Annotated in this window: 16 protein-coding genes, 5 tRNA genes and 1 pseudogene; 7 read left to right on the top strand and 15 right to left on the bottom strand. The window is 60.4% G+C overall.

All coding sequences use genetic code 11. The features are described 5' to 3' along the window. Positions 1–48 precede the first annotated feature (48 nt). Positions 49–939 carry a LysR family transcriptional regulator gene (locus tag HQ912_RS10190; protein WP_047229247.1) on the top strand — a complete coding sequence of 297 codons (891 nt, stop codon included), beginning with the start codon at positions 49–51 and terminating at the stop codon, positions 937–939. Positions 940–1,008: 69 nt separating this feature from the next. After that, positions 1,009–4,287 carry an EAL domain-containing protein gene (locus HQ912_RS10185; protein ID WP_047229248.1) on the top strand — a complete coding sequence of 1,093 codons (3,279 nt, stop codon included), beginning with the start codon at positions 1,009–1,011 and terminating at the stop codon, positions 4,285–4,287. Between the two features lie 75 nt (positions 4,288–4,362). On the opposite strand, the gene HQ912_RS10180 is transcribed toward HQ912_RS10185, so the two are convergent. The 11 genes from HQ912_RS10180 to uvrB form a co-directional block, all read right to left on the bottom strand. Then, on the bottom strand, positions 4,363–4,815 hold the full coding sequence (locus HQ912_RS10180) for an Hsp20 family protein (RefSeq protein ID WP_047229249.1): 453 nt from the start codon (positions 4,813–4,815) through the stop codon (positions 4,363–4,365). Between the two features lie 120 nt (positions 4,816–4,935). Next, positions 4,936–5,895 (bottom strand): tRNA dihydrouridine synthase, encoded by a 960-nt coding sequence (locus tag HQ912_RS10175; RefSeq protein ID WP_076383914.1) that lies wholly within the window; start codon positions 5,893–5,895, stop codon positions 4,936–4,938. A gap of 247 nt (positions 5,896–6,142) precedes the next feature. Then, entirely contained in the window at positions 6,143–6,592 is a 450-nt protein-coding gene (locus HQ912_RS10170) for an acyl-CoA thioesterase (RefSeq protein WP_047229251.1), read from the bottom strand. Positions 6,593–6,677: 85 nt separating this feature from the next. Beyond that, positions 6,678–7,511 (bottom strand): alpha/beta fold hydrolase, encoded by an 834-nt coding sequence (locus HQ912_RS10165; RefSeq protein ID WP_047229252.1) that lies wholly within the window; start codon positions 7,509–7,511, stop codon positions 6,678–6,680. A gap of 28 nt (positions 7,512–7,539) precedes the next feature. Next, positions 7,540–8,079 carry a TetR/AcrR family transcriptional regulator gene (locus HQ912_RS10160; protein ID WP_076383913.1) on the bottom strand — a complete coding sequence of 180 codons (540 nt, stop codon included), beginning with the start codon at positions 8,077–8,079 and terminating at the stop codon, positions 7,540–7,542. A gap of 180 nt (positions 8,080–8,259) precedes the next feature. Next, positions 8,260–8,335, bottom strand: a tRNA-Glu gene (locus HQ912_RS10155). Between the two features lie 75 nt (positions 8,336–8,410). Further along, positions 8,411–8,486 (bottom strand) — tRNA-Ala (locus HQ912_RS10150). 53 nt (positions 8,487–8,539) lie between these two features. Then, a tRNA-Glu gene (locus HQ912_RS10145) sits at positions 8,540–8,615 on the bottom strand. A 79-nt stretch (positions 8,616–8,694) separates the two neighbouring features. Further along, positions 8,695–8,770, bottom strand: a tRNA-Ala gene (locus HQ912_RS10140). Positions 8,771–8,916: 146 nt separating this feature from the next. Further along, entirely contained in the window at positions 8,917–10,398 is a 1,482-nt protein-coding gene (gene gltX / locus HQ912_RS10135) for a glutamate--tRNA ligase (RefSeq protein ID WP_173406743.1), read from the bottom strand. A 231-nt stretch (positions 10,399–10,629) separates the two neighbouring features. After that, on the bottom strand, positions 10,630–12,645 hold the full coding sequence (gene uvrB, locus HQ912_RS10130; RefSeq protein WP_047229255.1) for an excinuclease ABC subunit UvrB: 2,016 nt from the start codon (positions 12,643–12,645) through the stop codon (positions 10,630–10,632). 332 nt (positions 12,646–12,977) lie between these two features. Between uvrB and HQ912_RS10125 the strand changes: the two genes are divergently transcribed. Further along, positions 12,978–14,174 (top strand): amino acid aminotransferase, encoded by a 1,197-nt coding sequence (locus HQ912_RS10125; RefSeq protein ID WP_173406742.1) that lies wholly within the window; start codon positions 12,978–12,980, stop codon positions 14,172–14,174. Between the two features lie 107 nt (positions 14,175–14,281). Here HQ912_RS10125 and HQ912_RS10120 read toward each other — a convergent pair whose 3' ends face one another. Continuing rightward, positions 14,282–14,509, bottom strand: a complete 228-nt coding sequence (locus HQ912_RS10120; RefSeq protein WP_047229257.1) for a hypothetical protein — start codon at positions 14,507–14,509, stop codon at positions 14,282–14,284. A 234-nt stretch (positions 14,510–14,743) separates the two neighbouring features. Here HQ912_RS10120 and HQ912_RS10115 point away from each other — a divergent pair. The 3 genes from HQ912_RS10115 to HQ912_RS10105 all read left to right on the top strand — a co-directional run bounded on the left by HQ912_RS10115 (position 14,744) and on the right by HQ912_RS10105 (position 15,530). Next, positions 14,744–14,819, top strand: a tRNA-Asn gene (locus HQ912_RS10115). A gap of 245 nt (positions 14,820–15,064) precedes the next feature. After that, positions 15,065–15,259, top strand: a complete 195-nt coding sequence (locus HQ912_RS10110; protein WP_047229259.1) for a hypothetical protein — start codon at positions 15,065–15,067, stop codon at positions 15,257–15,259. A gap of 88 nt (positions 15,260–15,347) precedes the next feature. Continuing rightward, the gene (locus tag HQ912_RS10105) at positions 15,348–15,530 is read left to right on the top strand and encodes a hypothetical protein (protein WP_047229260.1); all 183 of its coding nucleotides are present in this window, start codon (positions 15,348–15,350) and stop codon (positions 15,528–15,530) included. Here the strand turns inward: HQ912_RS10105 and HQ912_RS10100 are convergent. After that, on the bottom strand, positions 15,527–16,588 hold the full coding sequence (locus HQ912_RS10100) for an AI-2E family transporter (RefSeq protein WP_139049554.1): 1,062 nt from the start codon (positions 16,586–16,588) through the stop codon (positions 15,527–15,529). The two genes, HQ912_RS10105 and HQ912_RS10100, sit on opposite strands and share 4 nt — an antisense overlap. A gap of 146 nt (positions 16,589–16,734) precedes the next feature. Between HQ912_RS10100 and yegQ the strand changes: the two genes are divergently transcribed. Beyond that, complete coding sequence (yegQ, locus tag HQ912_RS10095) at positions 16,735–18,060, top strand: tRNA 5-hydroxyuridine modification protein YegQ (protein ID WP_076386590.1); 1,326 nt, start codon at positions 16,735–16,737, stop codon at positions 18,058–18,060. A gap of 269 nt (positions 18,061–18,329) precedes the next feature. Here yegQ and HQ912_RS28085 read toward each other — a convergent pair whose 3' ends face one another. Next, a complete protein-coding gene (locus tag HQ912_RS28085; RefSeq protein ID WP_371264138.1) occupies positions 18,330–19,085 on the bottom strand; it encodes a methyl-accepting chemotaxis protein in 756 nt (251 codons plus the stop codon). A gap of 102 nt (positions 19,086–19,187) precedes the next feature. Further along, positions 19,188–20,009 (bottom strand): annotated as a pseudogene (locus HQ912_RS28080) (cache domain-containing protein); the annotation flags it as partial. Positions 20,010–20,116: the final 107 nt, after the last annotated feature.

The raw sequence follows: 20,116 nt of genomic DNA, 5'->3' as shown, positions 1-20,116 counted from the left end.
ATATTTTTCATGCTTTGCATAACCATTTGGAATTCGACCAGGACGACCATGGACCTCGCCAGCCTTAACGCCTTTATCGCCATCGCCGAGACCGGCAGTTTCTCCGGCGCCGGTGAACGCCTGCACCTGACCCAGCCGGCCATCAGCAAGCGTATCGCCGGGCTGGAGCAACAGCTCAAAGTGCGTCTGTTCGATCGGCTCGGTCGAGAAGTCGGCCTGACCGAGGCTGGCCGAGCCCTTCTGCCACGGGCCTATCAGATTCTGAACGTGCTGGATGACACCCGCCGCGCCCTGACCAACCTGACCGGCGAAGTGACCGGACGCCTGACGCTCGCCACCAGCCACCATATCGGCCTGCATCGGCTGCCACCTCTATTGAGGGAGTTCACCCGACGCTACCCTGAGGTGGCGCTGGATATTCAGTTCCTCGATTCGGAAGTGGCCTACGAAGAAATTCTCCACGGCCGGGCGGAGCTGGCGGTCATCACCCTGGCCCCGGAACCGCACACGCTGGTACGCGCCACGCCGGTGTGGGACGACCCCCTGGATTTCGTGGTGGCGCCGGAACACGCGCTGTTGGACAACGGCCCGGTCAGCCTGGCAGACATCGCCTTGCATCCGGCGGTTTTCCCCGGCGGCAATACCTTTACCCACCACATTGTTCAACGCCTGTTCGAAGCCCAGGGCCTGACGCCGAACATCGCCATGAGCACGAATTATCTGGAAACCATAAAAATGATGGTCTCCATCGGCCTGGCCTGGAGCGTCCTGCCGCGCACCATGCTCGATGAACAGGTGGCACGCATTCCTTTGCCGGGCATACAGCTCAGTCGCCAGCTAGGCTATATCTTGCACACCGAACGGACGCTGTCGAATGCTGCACGGGCTTTCATGTCCTTACTGGACGCACAAATCGATCTGCCAGGGAAAAGGGCATAGGTTGTGCTACTCCTATAGAGCCGAAACGCCTGCGCCCAACGCCCCAAATTGCCCAAGGCTCGCGAGATAATGCCCAAATCCGCTGACCAATTCCCGCCCCTGCCGCGCATTCAGGCGCTAGACCCGAAACGGTCCGAGCAAAGCTGGGACAGTGCCCCACAGTTGCTGGCCGCCCTGAACGGCGCGCGCCTGGGAGCCTGGTCGTGGGACATTGATACCGGGCGGATCAGTTGGTCACGGGGCACCCAGGCGCTGTTCGGCTTCGATCCGCGCCAGCCATTGCCGGCGGATGTGGACTATCTGGACCTGTTGCTCCCCCAAGACCGAGCAAAGGCCATCCGCGCCTTTCATGCGGCGGTGGCCGGTGCGCCGCTGGAACAGGCCATGCACCATCGCATCGTCTGGCCCGACGGCAGCCTGCACTGGCTGGAAATCAACGGCAGCGTATTACCCGACAAACACGGCCGCCCGCGGATGATCGGAGTAATCCGGGAGATCACGCACCAGCGCGAACGGGAGCAGGCACTGCGCAACTCGGAAAAACGCTTCGCCACGCTCTTTCACCTATGTCCGAATATGGTGCTGCTGACCCGCCAGGAAGACGGGCTGATCATCGAGGCCAACCAGTATTTCGAAAGTCTGTTTGGCTGGCCGCTGCACGACATCATCGGCCGCACGACGCTGGAACTGGGCCTATGGGTCGACCCCGGACAGCGGGCAAAACTGGTGGAGATCATCAAGGCCAACGGCGAAATGGCGAGCATGGAGGTGGAACTGCAGGCCAGCAATGGTCAGATCCACAGCGGCCTGCTCAGCGCCCAGAAGGTCGAGCTGGAAGGCCAGCCTTATCTGCTGAGCACCTTCCTCGATACCACCGAACGCAAACTCGCCGAACAGGCCCTCAAGGACAGCCAGGAACGCCTCGATCTGGCCCTCGATTCGGCGCAACTGGGCACCTGGGACTGGCATATCCCCAGTGGCATGCTCTACGGCTCGGCCCGGGCGGCGCAGTTGCATGGCCTGGAGCCCAAGCCGTTCCACGAGTCGTTCGATGCGTTTTTCGAAGGGGTGCCCGATGACGAGCGCAACAACATGCGCAACGCCTACCGCAGCTTGCGGGAAGGCCCGGCGGGGAATTATCAACTGACCTACCGCGTACAAATGCCGGACGGCAGCGCTCGATACCTGGAAAGCCGCGCACGTCTCTATCGTAATGACGACGGCAGCCCGCTGCGCATGGCCGGTACCTTGCTGGACATCACTGACCAGGTAGAACGCGAACAGAGCCTGGCGGCGTCGGAAGAAAAATTCGCCACCCTGTTCCAGGTCAGCCCCGACCCGATCTGCGTAACCCATCAGGACAGTGGCCGGTTCCTCGAAATCAATTCCAGCTTCACCCAGACCTTCGGCTGGTCAGCCACCGACGTGATCGGCCTGAGCGCCGACGAAATCGGCCTGTGGGATGCCTCGGGGAGCAGCCTGCAACGCATCGAAAGGGTGATACGCGAGCGCTCCCTGAACAACGTGGCCGTCGTCGTCCACCATAAAAACGGCCAGCCGCTGACATGCGTGATTTCCAGTCGCCAGATCAACGTCGGCAACCAGCCCTGCATCGTCACCACCCTGCGGGATATCTCCCAGCAGCAGCGCTCCGAGGCGGCCCTCAAGGCCAGCGAGGAGAAATTCGCCAAGGCTTTCCATTCCAGCCCTGACGCGATCACCATCACCGAACGCGACAGCGGCCGCTACCTCGAAGTCAATGATGGCTTCTGCCGCCTGACCGGCTACCGCGCCGACGAAGTGATCGGGCATACGGTCTACGAGGTCGGTATCTGGGCCGAAGAAAAACAACGCATGGCATTGCTGGCCGAACTGGAGCTCAAGGGCCGGGTGCATCACCAGGAAATGCTCGGGCGCAATAAACGCGGAGAGATCCTCACGGTGGAGGTCTCGGTCGAACCGATCATGCTCAATGAGACGGCCTGCCTGCTGCTGACCGCCCGGGACGTGAGCCTGTTGCGCAATGCCGAAGCACAGATCCGCCACCTGGCCTATCACGATCCGCTGACCAACCTGCCCAACCGCGCCTTGCTGATGGATCGGCTGAGCCAGCAGATCGCCTTGCTCAAGCGCCATAACCTGCGGGGCGCCCTGCTGTTTCTGGACCTGGACCACTTCAAGCACATCAACGACTCACTGGGCCACCCAGTGGGCGACACGGTGCTGAAAATCATCACCGCACGCCTGGAAGCCAGCGTGCGCCTGGAAGACACCGTGGCGAGGCTGGGCGGCGACGAATTCGTGGTGCTGCTCAGCGGCTTGGAAGGCACCCGCAGCGCAGTCAGCCAACAGGTACAGAACCTGGCCGACACTCTGCGCGAATTACTGTCGGAGCCGATGTTTCTCGATGGCCAACGGTTGCAGGTCACGCCGAGCATCGGCATGGCGCTGATTCCCGACCATGGCTCTACCCCCACCGACCTGCTCAAGCGCGCCGACATTGCGCTGTACCGCGCCAAGGATTCGGGGCGCAACACCTCGCAGATGTTCCACACCACCATGCAAAAAGCCGCCAGCGAACGGCTGCGCATGGAAACCGACCTGCGCCAGGCCTTGGCTCGCGGAGAGTTCAGCGTACATTTCCAACCTCAGGTCGACGCCCGGGACAACCGCATCATCGGCGCCGAAACGCTGGTGCGCTGGCATCACCCCGAATTGGGCGCCCAATCACCGAATGAATTCATCAAAGTGCTGGAGGACAGCGGGCTGATCCTGGAAGTTGGCACCTGGATTCTCGATGAAGCCTGCAACGGCTTCAAACAACTGATCGCCAAGGGCAAGATCGATCCGCTGCAATTCAGCCTGTGCGTGAATATCAGCCCACGGCAGTTCCGCCAGAGCGACTTCGTCGAGCGCATCGAAAGCTGCCTCGCCACCTATGGCCTGCCTTACGCCATGCTCAAGCTGGAAATCACCGAGGGCATCGTGATCCAGAACCTGGACGACACCATCGCCAAGATGCGTCGCCTGAAAAAATTGGGAGTGAGCTTCGCCATGGACGATTTCGGGACAGGTTATTCGTCGCTGACCTACCTCAAACGTCTGCCGGTGGATACCTTGAAAATCGATCAGTCATTCGTGCGCGACGCCACCAGCGACCCCAACGATACCGAAATCATCCGCGCCATCGTCGCCATGGCCCGCAGCCTTGAGCTGGAGGTGATCGCCGAAGGTGTCGAAACCCCGGAACAACTGAGTTTCCTGCAGGGGCTGGGTTGCCATTTGTACCAGGGCTACCTGCACAGTCGGCCGTTGCCGCTAGACGCGTTTGAGCGACTGTTGCCCTGACAAAGGAGCCCGCAATGAGGGCTCCACAAATGAAAAAGGGCGCCAATGGCGCCCTTCTTCATTAGTTGCGATGCATCAGTTTTGCAGCGCGGGTTGTTGCTGCGCCCCGTTGATCGGGATGCGCTTGGCTTTCGCCTCTTCCGGGATCACTCGCAACAGGTCGATGCTCAACAGACCGTTGCTCAGGCCGGCGGATTTGATCTCGATATGATCGGCCAACCGGAAGGACAGCTTGAACGCACGCTGGGCGATACCCTGGTGCAGGTAGGTCACGCTGTCGTTGCTCGCTTCGCGCTTACCACCGCTGATGGTCAGCACACCTTTTTCCACTTGCAGGTCCAGGTCGTCTTCCTGGAACCCGGCGGCGGCAACCACGATGCGATACTCGTCATCGCCATGTTTTTCCACGTTGTAGGGTGGATAGCTACTGCCCGGTTCGTTGCGCAAGGCGGTTTCGAACAGGTCGTTGAAACGGTCGAAGCCCACCGAGGAACGGAACAGAGGGGCCAGGGAAAATGCAGTACTCATGATTCAAATCTCCTGAAAAGTTCAGCAAGGTTTTTTGTCTCCGCGACCCGAATTCGGCATCGCGTAATCCCTATCTAGGGACCGCCAAAAACTTTTCAAGAGGTTGTTTTGAAATTTTTTTCAGGCCGCTTCGGTGCGCTGCACGCCGAGCAAATGGCCTACCGCGTCCAAGTCGGTTTCCCGGCGCAGGGCGGTAAACAGCTCCACCGCTTCGGGATAATTGCGAGTCAGCATCGCCAGCCACTGCTTCAACCGGCCGGGCGCCTGGCGTGGGGTCAATTGCTCGACCACCTGCACCCAGAAGTCCTGGAGCATCGGTTGCAATTCGGCCCAGGACAGCTCGATCACCTCTTCACCGGCCCTGGCCGCAGCGATCTGCCGGGCCAGATCAGGACGGGAAACGAGGCCGCGACCGAGCATGATGTCTTCCACACCACTGATCTCGCGGCACCGGCGCCAGTCTTCAACGCTCCAGATATCGCCGTTGGCGAATACCGGGACCTTGACCACATCCTGAACCCGTGGGATCCACTCCCAGTGGGCCGGTGGTTTATAGCCGTCGGTCTTGGTCCGCGCATGCACCACAATGTGCGCCGCGCCACCTTCGGCCAATGCCGTGGCACAGACCAACGCCCCATCCGGGCTGTCGAAACCCAGGCGCATCTTGGCGGTAACGGGAATGTGCCTGGGCACCGCGCGGCGCACGTGCTCGACAATTTCGTTGAGCAGCTCCGGCTCTTTGAGCAACACCGCCCCACCCCGTGATTTATTCACAGTCTTGGCCGGACAGCCGAAGTTCAGGTCGATAACCTGCGAACCCAGCTCGCAGGCCAATGCGGCGTTCTCCGCCAGGCACACCGGATCGGAACCCAGCAATTGCACCCGCAGCGGTACGCCGGCAGCGGTCCGGGCACCGGTCAGCAGCTCAGGGGCAAGCTTGTGGAAATAGGCCGGTGTGAGCAGACGGTCATTGATGCGAATGAACTCGGTCACGCACCAGTCGATACCGCCAACACGGGTCAGAACGTCCCGCAGGATGTTGTCAACCAACCCCTCCATGGGCGCCAGGGCAATTTGCATGGAAAAACACACTCAACGAAAAACGTGCGGCAGTTTACCGGATTTTGCCCACAACATCGGAATTCACCACCAATCCCCTGTGGGAGTTGAGCTTGCTCGTGATAGCGCTGGGTCAGCTTGCATTGATACCGAATGTGCGGCCGTCATCGCGAGCAAGCTCGGCTCCCACACTGGATCCCGCGTGTTCACAGATTCTGCATCCACCACAGATCCCTGTGGGAGCGAGCTTGCTCGCGATAGCGCTGGGTCAGTCTATGAGAATGCCGGATGTCATCAGCGCAGGACCATAACCCTCGATGAACTCCGGCGGCATGCGCTTGGGCCTGCCGGTGGACAGTTCAATGCAGACAAATGTGGTCTGGGCCCGCAATAACGTGGTGTTGTCGCTGGGGCGAATCAGCTGGAAATGCCGATTCATCTTCAATCGCTGATCCCAGTCGACGATCCAGGTAGCCAGTTGCAACTCGTCACCTTCGTAGGCCGCCGCCAGGTAATCGATCTCATGACGCACAACCGCCATGGCCCGGTCCAGCCGCCGATACTCCACCAGATCCAGCCCCAGGCGCTGGGAATGGCGCCAGGCACAGCGCTCAAGCCAGGTGACGTATACCGCGTTATTGGCGTGGCCCAGCCCGTCGATGTCTTCAGCATTTACTTGAAGATCAATAATGAACGGCGTTGCCCGATCCCAGCCCATGCCCCTCTCCCAGTCGAATTTGGTGGGGGCCAGTGTAACGGATCCGAGCTTGACCGCCATCGCGGCCAAGCCTTGCTCCCACAGATCAAGCCGATTGCCGTGCTTGCAGACTGCGCCCGGCCAGCAGGGATAACACGCCATCAATGACGCGAGGATCGGCCAGCACCCGCTGGTGGCCGCCCTGCGGCAAGCGCAGCAAGCGGCTGTCGAACCAGGCTTCGTGAATCAGTTGCGATTCCTTGACCGAAACGAAGGTGTCGTCCTCGGCATGGACAATCAGCCCGGGCACGTCCAGTTGGTAATGGGCGACATCCATCCTCGAAGCCGGCATGCCCACATCGTTTTCCACTTGGCGAATGAAGGCCGATCGCGCCTTGGGCGGCAGCCCCATCATCCGGGCGAACCCACGCAGCACGCCAAGAATGCGCGCAGGCGCCGCAATGCTGACCAGAGTCTCGGTCCGCAACCCCAGCTGAACCGCGAGCATGGCACTGGCACCACCCATGGAATGCCCAACCACGGCTTGCAGAGGTGGTAACTCCGCCGCGGCTTCGAGCATGGCCCTGGCAAACAGCAGGACATTGGCCTCGCGCCCAGGTGAGCGGCCATGGGCCGGGCCGTCCAACGCCACCACCGTGTAGCCGGCACCTACCAGCGCCGTGATCAGCGCGGCAAATTGCGTGGGTCGCCCTTCCCAGCCATGCATCAACAAGACGGTCGGACCTTTGCCCCAACGCAAGGCGGACAGACCGAAGCGTAAGGTGATGCGCTCGGAGGTCGCCAGCAATGGCAGCTCCCAATCCCTTGGCGGCAAGTCCCGGGGACGCATGAACAGCGATCGCATCTTCTTCGCCACCAGGCCCGGAGCCACCCATCCCAGCGTGCCATTGACGCCACGAATCCAGCTAAACCTGTTCATCGCTCATCTCCAGGGCTTGCGCCTTAGCTCATCGCACCGCCGACTTGGCAGCGCGCAGCAACCGATCCGATAACTCTCCCGGGCCCAACGCTCGCGCCAAGGCCAGGCCGCCGACCATCAGGGCAATGTCAGCCAAGGCCTTGTCGGCGTCTTCCGGGCTGGCCGCCAACTGCGCAACCATCAGCTCAATATGCTCATTGAGCACCTCACGAAACTCATCCGGCAGCCGCCCGAGCTCGCCGACCGATGCCGGGATCGGGCAGGCCAGATCGGTGGTATCACGGTGCTTGCGCGACAGGTAGAACGCGGCTGCCAGGGTTCGCCGCTCCTCACCGCTCAGCTCGGCATCCATGTCAGCGATCAAGCCACGACGCTGGCTGAGCAGTTGCTTGAATGCCTCGAGCATCAAGGCATCCTTGCTTTCGAAGTGGGCATAGAAGCCGCCCACTGTCAGCCCGGCGGCGCCCATCACTTCGCCGACACTCGGCTCGGCCGGACCCCGCTGAATCAGCGCAGCACTGGCGGCCTTGAGTATGCGTTCGCGGGTTTGCGCTTTTTTATCGCTCATCGTTACCTCCGAATATTACGACTGAAATATTATCCATGTAATAATTTTCCGCAAGCGGAAATTTTGACCGCTGGTCAGAAGCATCGTTAAAGGAATTGAAGATTGGCCGAACGCCAGACAAACAAAAGGGCCATTCAAGAATTGAATGACCCTTATAAAATCCCGCAGAGCGGGTAATCGTGGCGTCCCCTAGGGGACTCGAACCCCTGTTACCGCCGTGAAAGGGCGGTGTCCTAGGCCACTAGACGAAGGGGACACAAACCTTCTAACTTGATCAGCGCTGAGAACTGATCGATTCAAGGTCGGTGTGGCCAAACCTTGAACCTGTAATTGGTGGAGCTAGACGGGATCGAACCGTCGACCTCTTGCATGCCATGCAAGCGCTCTCCCAGCTGAGCTATAGCCCCGGATTTTTCGCCTCGCGGCGGAGCGACATCTTGCAACATCGCTTCTGTAAAACTGGCGTCCCCTAGGGGACTCGAACCCCTGTTACCGCCGTGAAAGGGCGGTGTCCTAGGCCACTAGACGAAGGGGACGCAAACCCTTCTATACAACTGATCAACGCTGAGTGTTGATCGCTTCAAGACCGGTGTGGCCAGGCCTTGAAGTGTAAATTGGTGGAGCTAGACGGGATCGAACCGTCGACCTCTTGCATGCCATGCAAGCGCTCTCCCAGCTGAGCTATAGCCCCTCATCGCTGAGGACGGGGCGAATCTTAAGGGCGTATCCGAGGGCTGTCAAATTTATTTTCAACAAATTTGAAAGTTTTTTGCCGGGATAACAATCACTTACCGACAAACCCCGGAAAACCGGGGTATGTCCTGCCTCATCGAGCACTCAGGCAATCGCGCCCAGCAGTTTTTCCCACTCCTTGTTCTCCTTCTTCGACACACCACCGAGCAGATCGATGGCCTGGCGCAGACGGAAACGGGTCAGGTCCGGGCCAAGGATCTCCATGGCATCGAGCACCGACACCGAGCTGGCCTGGCCAGTAATGGCGGCGAACATCAGCGGCATGGCATCACGCAGTTTCAGCTCCAGCGATTCGACCACGGCCTGGATGGTCGCGGTGATGCTGTCCTTTTCCCACTGACGCAGACTTTCGAGCTTCCACAGGATCAGTTGCATCAATTGGCGCACCTGATCACCGGAAAGCTTCTTGGACTCGAACAGCTTCGCATCCGGGGTCACGCCGCCGGCAAAGAAGAAGCCGGCCAGGGGTGCGATCTGGCTGAACGTCTCCACCCTGCCCTGCACATGGGGAGCGATTTTCATCATGTACTCAGGGTTGAATGCCCACTTCTGTACACGCGCAGCAAACTCCTCCACCGGCAGGTCACGCAACCACTGACCGTTGAGCCAGGAGAGTTTCTCGACATCGAAGATCGGACCACCCAGCGACACCCGCGACAGGTCGAAGTGCTCGACCATTTCCTGCAGCGAGAACTTCTCGCGCTCGTCCGGCATCGACCAGCCCATGCGCCCCAGGTAGTTGAGCATCGCCTCAGGCATGAAGCCCATGCGTTCGTAGAAGGTCACCGACGTTGGGTTCTTGCGCTTGGACAGCTTGCTCTTGTCCGGGTTACGCAGCAGCGGCATGTAGCACAGCTGCGGTTGTTCCCAGCCGAAGTATTCGTAGAGCAGGATCAGTTTCGGCGCCGACGGCAGCCACTCTTCACCGCGCAGGACGTGGGTGATGCCCATCAGGTGATCGTCGACCACGTTCGCCAGGAAATACGTCGGCAGGCCGTCGGTCTTCATCAGCACTTGCATGTCCATGCGATCCCACGGGATCTCGACATCGCCGCGCAGCATGTCCGGCACCACACAGACGCCTTCGGTCGGCACCTTCATGCGGATCACATGGGGCTCACCGGCGGCCAGGCGACGGGTGACTTCTTCCTTGGACAGCAGCAGCGCGCGGCCGTCGTAGCGTGGGGTCTCGCCGCGAGCGATCTGCTCGGCGCGCATCTGGTCCAGCTCTTCGGCGGTGCAGAAGCACGGGAAGGCGTGACCCATGTCTACCAGTTGCTGGCAGTACTGCTGATAGATGTCACCGCGCTCGCTCTGGCGGTAAGGACCGTGCGGGCCGCCAACGTCCGGACCTTCGCTCCAGTCGATGCCCAGCCAGCGCAGGGCGTCGAAGATCTGCTGTTCGGACTCGCGGGTCGAACGCAGCTGGTCAGTGTCCTCGATCCGCAGGATGAACTCACCGCCGTGCTGCTTGGCAAAGCAATAGTTGAACAAAGCGATGTAAGCGGTGCCGACATGGGGATCGCCAGTGGGCGAAGGCGCGATGCGGGTGCGGACGGTGGTCATGGCATGTCTCGGAAAGAATATAAAAGCGAAGATGAAACAGGGGGCGAATGGTAACAGGCGATGGTGGGCGGGCTCCAGTGAGAGGGGGATTTGTGTGGCACCTGTCAGACCGAGGCACCTTCAATCGCGAGCAGGCTCGCTCACACAGGGAACCAAGTTGTCCGGACTGGACGCGGTCCATTGTGGGAGCGAGCCTGCTCGCGATAAGGCCATTACAGTGGCCACACAACCTCAGACAGTCAGCAACCGCTCGCGCAGCTTGCCAATCTCGTCACGCAACTGCGCAGCCGCTTCGAACTCCAGGTCCCGGGCCAGCTGGTACATTTTTTCTTCCAACTGACGGATACGTTTGCTGATTTCGCTCGGCGAGCGCAGTTCGGCTTCGTAACGGGCGCTCTCTTCGGCGGCCTTGGCCATGCCCTTGCGCTTCTTGCTGCGCGAGCCGGGCACAGTGGCGCCTTCCATGATGTCGGCGACGTCCTTGAACACCCCTTTCGGCGTGATGCCGTTGGCCAGGTTGAAGGCAATCTGTTTATCGCGACGACGCTCGGTCTCGCCGATGGCCCGCTCCATGGAACCGGTGATGCGATCGGCATAAAGAATCGCCCGGCCGTTGAGGTTACGCGCCGCCCGACCGATGGTCTGGATCAACGAACGCTCGGAGCGCAGGAAACCTTCCTTGTCGGCGTCCAGGATCGCCACCAGTGACACCTCCGGCATGTCCAGGCCTTCGCGCAGCAGGTTGATCCCCACCAACACGTCGAACGTACCCAGGCGCAGGTCGCGGATGATCTCGACCCGCTCCACCGTGTCGATGTCCGAGTGCAGGTAGCGCACCCGCACACCGTGGTCGGCCAGATAATCAGTCAGGTCTTCGGCCATGCGCTTGGTCAGCGTGGTGACCAGCACCCGCTCCTCCACTGCCACACGCTTGGAGATTTCCGAGAGCAGATCATCGACCTGAGTCAGCGCCGGGCGCACTTCAACCTGCGGATCGACCAGCCCGGTGGGTCGCACCACCTGCTCGACCACCCGGCCGGCATGCTCGGCCTCGTAGTTGCCGGGGGTGGCGGAGACGAAAATCGTCTGCGGACTCACACTTTCCCATTCGTCAAAACGCATCGGCCGGTTATCCAGGGCCGAAGGCAGACGGAAGCCGTATTCCACCAGGGTTTCCTTGCGGGACCGGTCGCCTTTGTACATGGCGCCGACCTGGGGCACGCTGACGTGGGATTCGTCGATCACCAGCAAGGCATCGGCCGGCAGATAGTCATACAACGTAGGCGGTGGCGCGCCCGCCGGGCGACCCGACAGGTAGCGCGAGTAGTTTTCGATGCCGTTGCAGTAACCCAGCTCCAGGATCATCTCCAGGTCGAATCGGGTCCGCTGCTCCAGCCGCTGGGCTTCCACCAGTTTGTTGTTCGACCGCAAGTATTCCAGGCGCTCCTGCAATTCAACCTTGATCCCCTCGATAGCGCCCAGCAGGGTTTCCCGGGGCGTAACGTAGTGGCTCTTGGGGTAGAAGGTGAAGCGCGGCAGCTTGCGGATCACCTCGCCGGTCAGCGGATCGAACGCCGAAAGACTCTCTACTTCGTCATCGAACAGCTCGATGCGGATCGCCTCCAGGTCCGATTCCGCCGGGTAGATGTCGATCACGTCGCCACGGACCCGGAACGTTGCCCGGGCGAAATCCATGTCGTTGCGGGTGTATTGCAGGTCCGCCAGGCGGCGCAGCAAGGCTCGCTGGTCGAGCTTGTCGCCGCGATCAACGTGCAAGACCATCTTCAGATACGTTTCCGGGCTACCCAGACCATAGATGCACGACACCGTGGTGACGATGATCGCGTCCTTGCGTTCGAGCAATGCCTTGGTCGCCGAGAGCCGCATCTGTTCGATGTGATCGTTGATCGAAGCATCCTTCTCGATGAAGGTGTCCGAAGACGGTACGTAGGCCTCGGGTTGGTAGTAGTCGTAATAGGAGACGAAGTACTCCACCGCGTTATTGGGGAAAAACGCCTTGAACTCGCCATACAGCTGCGCCGCCAGGGTCTTGTTCGGTGCCAGCACCAAGGTCGGGCGCTGCACCTGGGCAATCACGTTGGCGATGCTGAAAGTCTTGCCCGAGCCTGTCACACCGAGCAGCGTCTGGTGCGCCAGTCCGGCCTCGATGCCTTCGACCATCTGGCGAATGGCTTCCGGCTGGTCGCCGGCGGGCTGGAATCGGGTGACTAGCTGGAATTCAGACATAACATAACCTCTGGGTTCACCCCTGTCGGCCAGCCAACAGGAACAAGAAAGACCGAAACGACTGATGTCGCCCGAGGAAAAAACTGGGATGCATACAATGTGGAGGTGAATGCCTTCGCTTTCAAGACGAACGTCCTACACGCCTTGAAGTCTTTGACGCCGCCAGGGGACTAACGGTCGAAAAAAAACGAAAATACTTGCCTTAAAAACCGAATCGCCTGTCGCCGCGCCCGGTGATGGCCTCTATACTAGCTCCCCGTTTGTGCACCGCTCTAGTGCATTCGGCTGGAGCGCTACACGTCCCCTCACACTCCATTCAGAGCCGCGCAATAATGAGCCTGTTTTCCGCTGTCGAATTGGCACCACGCGACCCCATCCTGGGCCTCAACGAAGCATTCAACGCCGACACCCGTACCAATAAGGTCAACTTGGGCGTGGGTGTTTACTGCAACGAGGAGGGGCGCATTCCACTTCTGCGCGCCGTTGTCGAAGCCGAGACGATCCGCGTGGCCCAACACGTTTCCCGTGGTTACCTGCCGATCGACGGCATTGCCGCCTACGACCAGGCGGTCCAGACCCTGCTGTTCGGCAAGGACTCGCCGTTGATCGCCTCCGGCCGCGTCATCACCACCCAGGCCGTGGGCGGCACTGGCGCACTGAAGATCGGCGCCGACTTCCTCAAGCAGCTGCTGCCTGACGCCGTCGTGGCCATCAGCGATCCAAGCTGGGAAAACCACCGCGCGCTGTTCGAAACTGCCGGTTTCCCGGTGCAGAACTACCGCTACTACGACGCCGCTACCCATGACGTGAACCGCAGCGGCCTGCTGGAAGACCTCAACGCCCTGCCCGACCGCTCGATCGTCGTGCTGCACGCCTGCTGCCATAACCCCACCGGCGTGGACCTGAGCCCGCAAGACTGGAAAAACGTACTGGACGTGGTCAAGGCCAAGAACCACGTTCCATTTTTGGACATGGCTTATCAGGGCTTTGGCGACGGTATCGACGAAGACGCCGCCGCCGTGCGCCTGCTCGCCGAGTCGGGCCTGACTTTTTTTGCGTCCAGCTCGTTCTCCAAATCGTTCTCGCTGTACGGCGAGCGCGTTGGCGCCCTGTCGATCGTCAGCGAATCGAAAGAGGAAAGTGCCCGGGTACTGTCCCAGGTCAAGCGCGTGATCCGCACCAACTACTCCAACCCGCCGACCCACGGCGCCAGCATTGTCGCAGCCGTGCTCAACAGCCCGGAACTGCGGGCCCAATGGGAAGCAGAACTGGCCGAAATGCGTCTGCGGATTCGCGGCATGCGCAACCAGATGGTGGACATGCTGGCTAAAGCCGCTCCGCAGCGGGATTTCAGCTTCGTCGCACGCCAGCGCGGGATGTTTTCCTACTCCGGCCTGACCGTTGAACAGGTGACGCGCCTGCGCAACGAGTTCGGCATCTATGCCCTGGACACCGGCCGCATCTGCGTGGCCGCGCTGAACCAGAACAACATCGATGCAGTGACCAAGGCGATTGTTCAGGTGATCTGAAGGCCGCCGGAATGAAAAAAGGGAAGCCAAGGCTTCCCTTTTTTTGCGTGCACTCTGACCCCGTGGCGAGGGAGCTTGCTCCCTCACAACAAAATCAACTCGTCAAATTACAGCTCCGTCGCCCGCTGACTCGCCGCATCGTCGTAGATCACATACAACGACTCGGCAATCTGGCTCTTGATGGCCTTGGTGCTTTCCAGCCCCAGGACAAAACCCTCGGCCTTGCCACCGGCACGGTTCAGTTCGTCAGCGGTGCTGGCCTGGGTGATGGCATCGTAGAGTTTCTCGGCGTGCGGTCCCACGCCCTTGGGCAAGCTGATCTGGGCAGTGCTCATAGGCGCACCTCAGTGTGGCTGTCTGTGTGAAGCGGTAACAGATGATTCATGGCGCAAACCTTTGTTTGGCGAATGGCCGGCAGCGCGTCCAGCCACTTCCGGGGGACCATGGTAGCCCTCTCCTGCCGTTGCGGTAACCGCCAATCGCCGATTAATCGCCAACGGACCTGAGGAATGTGCCGGCCGGCAAGAGAAGCTTGACTTCTCTTTTCCAATCAGTAACATACGCGTCATTCCGCGATAGCTCAGTTGGTAGAGCAAGTGACTGTTAATCACTGGGTCCCTGGTTCGAGTCCAGGTCGTGGAGCCAGACAGCAACAAATCAAGCCCCTGAATTGAAAGATTCAGGGGCTTTTTTGTGGGCGAAAGAAAGGGCTGATTGATTGAAAAGGCCTGCCGATGTCGCTGGCGGAACAATCAGTCAGGCCCGAACAGGCATCATGGTCTGAATCCTGCTTGAATTTGCCAGGCCCGACCGTCACGTGCACGTCATGAGGACGTCGCAAACTGGCGTTGTCCGCCAACAAACATCTCCATAACAACAAGGACGAAGACATGCCCACGCAACACCCGCACCGCAACAATGATCTGTGTACCTCCAGCAAGGTGTACACCGCACTGACTGAACTCAAGCACCTGGAAGGCCATCGCAGCGCCAAATTCCTTTCGCTGCTGACGCAACACCTGGTGCGCAAGGGCTTGCTCAACGAGCAGGAAGTGGTGCACATGCTCGATCTGGTCGTCGATTGAGCAGCATCGATTCCTACTATTGAAGCGGTTGATTTTTCCTCCCCCCTGCTGAGTCGTAAGGTAACTCCATCGATTGATGGAGGTTCCCATGCCCAAGGTTCAAATCATGTCTGTCATTGGCAGCGCCGTGCCCGCCCCGCTCAGGGAGCGTGGTCTGTTGGCCTGCTGGTATCTGGTGCAGGACGGCGTCACCATCAGCGGTCCGCTGACTTCTCTGCCCGCCGCCCAAGCCCTGTCACAACGCATCGGCCCTTATCTGCTGACGGCCTAGGGCAACCGCACCCGCGGCTTGCTTTCGACGAACAGCGCCCAACACGACATGAACAGCGCGGCGATCAGCGGGCCGATCACAAATCCGTTCAGCCCGAACACCGCCAGCCCGCCCAACGTCGAGACCAGCACCATGTAGTCGGGCATCTTCGTATCCTTGCCCACCAGGATGGGGCGCAGGAAATTGTCCACCAGGCCAATGACGAATATCCCGAACAGGGTCAATACCACGCCCTGCCAGATGGCCCCGGAGAGCAGGAAATACACTGCCACCGGCGCCCAGACCAGGCCCGCGCCCACCGCCGGCAACAGCGACAGAAAGGCCATCAGCACCGCCCAGAGCAATACCGTGGGAATCCCCAGGATCCAGAAAATCAGCCCACCCAACGCCCCTTGGGTGATGGCCACCAGCAGGTTTCCCTTCACGGTCGCTCGCACCACACGGTTGAACTTCAACTGCAGGCGACGTTTCTGGTACTCCGCCAGGGGAACGGCGGTACGGACCTTGCGCACCAGCTCAGGACCGTCACGCAGGAAAAAGAACAACAGGTAAATCATGACGAAGAAGCTCACCAGGAACTGAAACGTGCCCTGGCCGAAGCTGAACGCCTGGGTGGCGAAAAATTCGCTGCCTTGCATCGCGCCTTTGACGATCCGCTCTCGCAGCCCGTTCAGGTTACCCAGGCCAAAACGGTCGAGCAGGTTCTGGAAGTAAGGCGGCAAGGCATCCCGGAAGCGGGCCAGGTAATCGGCAATGTCCAACTCTCCGCTTTCCAGGCTCTTGTACAACGCCGCCCCTTCCTGGACCAGCAACGTACTGATGACGATCACCGGCAAGATCGCGATCACCACGCAAATACTCAATGTAAGCAACGAAGTGAGGTTGCGCTGCCAGCCGAGTTTCAGTTGCAGGCGGCGCTGCATCGGGGCAAAGACGATCCCCAGGATCACTGCCCAGAACACGGCGCCATAAAACGGCAGGAGGATCCAGATGAAAGCGATGGTGACCAGAATCAACATCAGCATCTGGGACTTGTCTTGCAGGGTCTTTCGGTTCATTTCTTTTCCATATCCTTGGCGCAATAAACGTTAGTCAGCCAGGATTCGCCGGAGTGCCTTTCCCTTTGCATCCGGTGTTGATCCAGATCAATTGCACGGTACCCGTCGTGGCGTACTCTCGGCGCTTTTTGCGATCCGACGCCACCATGCCCTTCGTTGCCCCCGAACTGCTCGCCCCCGCCGGCACCCTGAAAAACATGCGTTATGCCTTCGCCTACGGCGCCGACGCGGTGTACGCCGGTCAGCCGCGCTACAGCCTGCGTGTGCGTAACAACGAGTTCGACCACGCCAATCTGGCCTTGGGCATTGGCGAGGCCCAGGCCATGGGCAAGCGCTTCTATGTGGTGGTGAACATCGCGCCCCACAACGCCAAGCTGCGGACCTTCCTCAAAGACCTGGAACCTGTGATTGCCATGGCACCAGATGCGCTGATCATGTCCGACCCCGGCTTGATCATGCTGGTGCGCCGGCATTTCCCGCAGATGCCGATTCATCTCTCGGTACAGGCCAACACCGTGAACTGGGCAAGCGTCGAGTTCTGGCAACAGCAGGGCTTGAGCCGCATCATCCTGTCCCGGGAGCTGTCCTTGGAGGAGATCGCCGAAATCCGCGAGCAGGTGCCGGCCATGGAACTGGAAGTGTTCGTTCACGGGGCGCTGTGCATGGCCTATTCCGGGCGCTGCCTGCTGTCGGGCTACCTGAACCGGCGCGACGCCAACCAGGGCAGTTGCACCAACGCCTGTCGCTGGAAATATTCGGCGCAACCGGCGCAGGAAAACGCGGTGGGCGATATCGTGCAGACCTGGCCAGCCGAACCGACCCTGGGCCTCGGCGCGCCCACCGACCAGGTGTTCCTGCTTCAGGAAGCGAACCGCCCGGAGGAATCGATGCCGGCCTTCGAGGATGAGCACGGCACCTACATCATGAACGCCAAGGATCTGCGGGCCGTGCAACACGTGGAACGGCTTGCCCGCATGGGCGTGCATTCCTTGAAGATCGAAGGCCGGACCAAGTCGCACTTTTATTGCGCACGCACCACCCAGGTCTATCGCCGGGCGATCGACGACGCCGTGGCCGGCCGGGAGTTTGACCGCAGCCTGATGACCGATCTCGAATCCCTGGCCCAGCGCGGCTACACCGAGGGTTTTCTACGCCGGCATGTTCATGATGAGTACCAGAACTATCAGAACGGCAGCTCAGTGTCGGAGCGCCAGCAGTTCGTCGGCGAATTGACCGGCCAACGGCGCGAGCGTCTGGCCGAAGTCCGGGTCAAGAACCGCTTTGGCCTGGGCGATCACATGGAATTGATGACCCCCAAGGGCAACTTTCACTTCGACCTGCATCAGTTGCAGAACGTCAACGGCCAGGGCATCGACGTGGCACCGGGAGACGGGCACGTGGTGTACGTACCGATTCCGGATGCGGTGGATTTGCGGTTTGGGTTGTTGATGCGGGATGTGCGAGAAGCGTAGCGCCTGCACGGCCTCCCCAATCATGCAGACACCGCCAAACAATTGTGGGAGCGAGCCTGCTCGCGATAGCGCCTTCACAGTCAACATCGTTATTGACTGATCTACCGCCATCGCGAGCAGGCTCGCTCCCACAAGGTCGTGTTTGCCTGCGTCCGGCAAGAACTGCCGAAGGCTGCGATCCTCCTTTCCCGATAGGGCCCGGTTGCCCAGGCGAAACATCCGGATCGAGCACGAAAGATCGCAGCCTTCGGCAGCTCCTGCTGCACGACTCAGATGCGGAACTGCCCCACCAGTTTGCCCAGGCGTTGGCCCAGATCGGCCAAGCTGCGGGAGGTCTGGGCACCGAGTTGAGTTTCGTCGGCGACGCTGTCCACCGCCACGGCGATCTGGTGCACGCTGCGGTTGATTTCCTCGGCCACGGCGGTCTGTTCTTCAGCAGCGCTGGCGATCTGGGCGTTCATCGAATTGATGGTGCCGATCAACTGCGCCATGGTGTCCAGGGACGCGCCGGCCTCGTTGGCCTGCACCGACGTGCCATCGCCCGCTTCGCTGGAGCGGCGCATCGCTTCTACCGCTGCGTGGGTGCCCGACTGCAGACGATCAATCATGCCCTGGATTTCCTGGGTACTTTGCTGAGTCCGGCTGGCCAGGGCCCGCACTTCATCAGCCACCACGGCAAAACCGCGGCCCGCTTCCCCGGCGCGAGCGGCCTCGATGGCGGCGTTCAGCGCCAACAGGTTGGTCTGCTCGGCGATCGAGCGAATCACCCCCAACACGCTGACAATCGAAGCCACGTCCTGTTGCAAACTGTCCAGGGACAAGCCGCTGCTGCGAATATCGTTCACCAGTGCATGAATCTGCTGGATGCTGCCGGCCACCACACGTTTGGCGGACTGGCCTTCTTCGTCGGTCTGCTGGGCCGCGACGGCGGCACCCTGGGCACTGCGAGCCACTTCCTGGGCGGCCGAAGACATCTCGTTGATCGCCGTGGCGACCTGGTCGGTTTCGTGACGCTGACGCTCCATGGCCTGCTCGGAGCGCTGTGCCTGCTCGGAAACCTGCGCCACCAGCCCAGTCAGCTGCGAGGTCATTTCGGTGATCTGCCGGACCAGACCGTGGATCTTGTCGACAAAACGGTTGAACGAGCCGGCCAGTTGGCCAAGTTCGTCCTGGCTGGTGATCGCCAGGCGACGAGTCAGGTCGCCCTCGCCCGCCGCGATGTCATCGAGGTTGTCTTTCATCAGGTGCAGCGGCCGCAGGATGGCATTGGCCAGCAACATGCCCACCACCGCAATCACCAGCAATACCACGACAGCAATACCCACAATGCTCAGCAGAACGCCTTGCAGACGTTCTTGAACCTTGGCCTCAACCAGTGCTACCTGAGCTTCAATGCCGTCCAGGTTGACCGAGCTGCCGACCGCCATGTCCCACTTGGGCAGGTAGTCGGTGTAGCCGAGCTTTGGCACCAGTTCCTTGCTGTTTGGCAGTGGCGAGCTGTATTCCAGATAGTGGGTCCCGTCCTTGGCGACTTTCACCAGGTCACGGTTGACATAGACACCGTTGGGATCGCGGTTGTCCTTGAAGTTTTTGCCCACGCCGTCGGGGCTGTTGGCCTTGAAGAGACGAACAGTTTCGGAGTCGTAACCGAAGAAATAGCCGTCCTTGCCGTAGGTGACGTTCGACAGCAGCTTGATCGCCTCGGCCCGCGCGGCGTTATCCCCGGGTGCCGACGCATCGTACAACGGCTTGATGGCAGTAAGCCCCACCGCGACGTAATTCTGCAGGGTGGCCTTGGCGTCGCTGAGCAAGCGCTCGCGGGTTTGCTGGACCTCTTTACCGGCCTGTTCCTTCAGAATGAAGGCCGTGGTCAGGCTGATGATAGCGGCGGACAGCAATACGGGCAGTATTGCCAGGGACAGAACTTTAGCCTTCAGGCTCAGGCGCATACTGTTCACTCTTGTCGGTTTTATGGCGTGGTTAACTGGGTTAACGGCACGGCGTGGGAAAACTGTAGGACAAGGTGAAAGGGCTTGCGCCGAGTGGTCGGCTAAAA

Origin of the sequence: Pseudomonas sp. MPDS (assembly GCF_013283895.1) — a bacterium.
Classification (GTDB): Bacteria; Pseudomonadota; Gammaproteobacteria; order Pseudomonadales; family Pseudomonadaceae; genus Aquipseudomonas; species Aquipseudomonas rhizophila.
Note: the sequence above shows the minus strand (reverse complement) of the source record. Positions and strands in the feature narration are given on the sequence as shown.

Excerpts from the sequence above, each read along its gene's own strand:
- HQ912_RS10170 (WP_047229251.1), bottom strand. The coding sequence starts at position 6,592 with ATGGGCTGGGATCGGGCAACGCCGTTCATTATTGATCTTCAAGTAAAT.
- yegQ (WP_076386590.1), top strand. The coding sequence starts at position 16,735 with ATGCCCTTCGTTGCCCCCGAACTGCTCGCCCCCGCCGGCACCCTGAAA.
- gltX (WP_173406743.1), bottom strand. The coding sequence starts at position 10,398 with ATGACCACCGTCCGCACCCGCATCGCGCCTTCGCCCACTGGCGATCCC.
- HQ912_RS10175 (WP_076383914.1), bottom strand. The coding sequence starts at position 5,895 with ATGCAAATTGCCCTGGCGCCCATGGAGGGGTTGGTTGACAACATCCTG.
- HQ912_RS10120 (WP_047229257.1), bottom strand. The coding sequence starts at position 14,509 with ATGAGCACTGCCCAGATCAGCTTGCCCAAGGGCGTGGGACCGCACGCC.
- HQ912_RS10110 (WP_047229259.1), top strand. The coding sequence starts at position 15,065 with ATGCCCACGCAACACCCGCACCGCAACAATGATCTGTGTACCTCCAGC.
- HQ912_RS10165 (WP_047229252.1), bottom strand. The coding sequence starts at position 7,511 with ATGAACAGGTTTAGCTGGATTCGTGGCGTCAATGGCACGCTGGGATGG.
- HQ912_RS10160 (WP_076383913.1), bottom strand. The coding sequence starts at position 8,079 with ATGAGCGATAAAAAAGCGCAAACCCGCGAACGCATACTCAAGGCCGCC.
- HQ912_RS10190 (WP_047229247.1), top strand. The coding sequence starts at position 49 with ATGGACCTCGCCAGCCTTAACGCCTTTATCGCCATCGCCGAGACCGGC.
- HQ912_RS10180 (WP_047229249.1), bottom strand. The coding sequence starts at position 4,815 with ATGAGTACTGCATTTTCCCTGGCCCCTCTGTTCCGTTCCTCGGTGGGC.
- HQ912_RS28085 (WP_371264138.1), bottom strand. The coding sequence starts at position 19,085 with ATGGAGCGTCAGCGTCACGAAACCGACCAGGTCGCCACGGCGATCAAC.
- HQ912_RS10125 (WP_173406742.1), top strand. The coding sequence starts at position 12,978 with ATGAGCCTGTTTTCCGCTGTCGAATTGGCACCACGCGACCCCATCCTG.
- HQ912_RS10105 (WP_047229260.1), top strand. The coding sequence starts at position 15,348 with ATGCCCAAGGTTCAAATCATGTCTGTCATTGGCAGCGCCGTGCCCGCC.
- uvrB (WP_047229255.1), bottom strand. The coding sequence starts at position 12,645 with ATGTCTGAATTCCAGCTAGTCACCCGATTCCAGCCCGCCGGCGACCAG.
- HQ912_RS10100 (WP_139049554.1), bottom strand. The coding sequence starts at position 16,588 with ATGAACCGAAAGACCCTGCAAGACAAGTCCCAGATGCTGATGTTGATT.
- HQ912_RS10185 (WP_047229248.1), top strand. The coding sequence starts at position 1,009 with ATGCCCAAATCCGCTGACCAATTCCCGCCCCTGCCGCGCATTCAGGCG.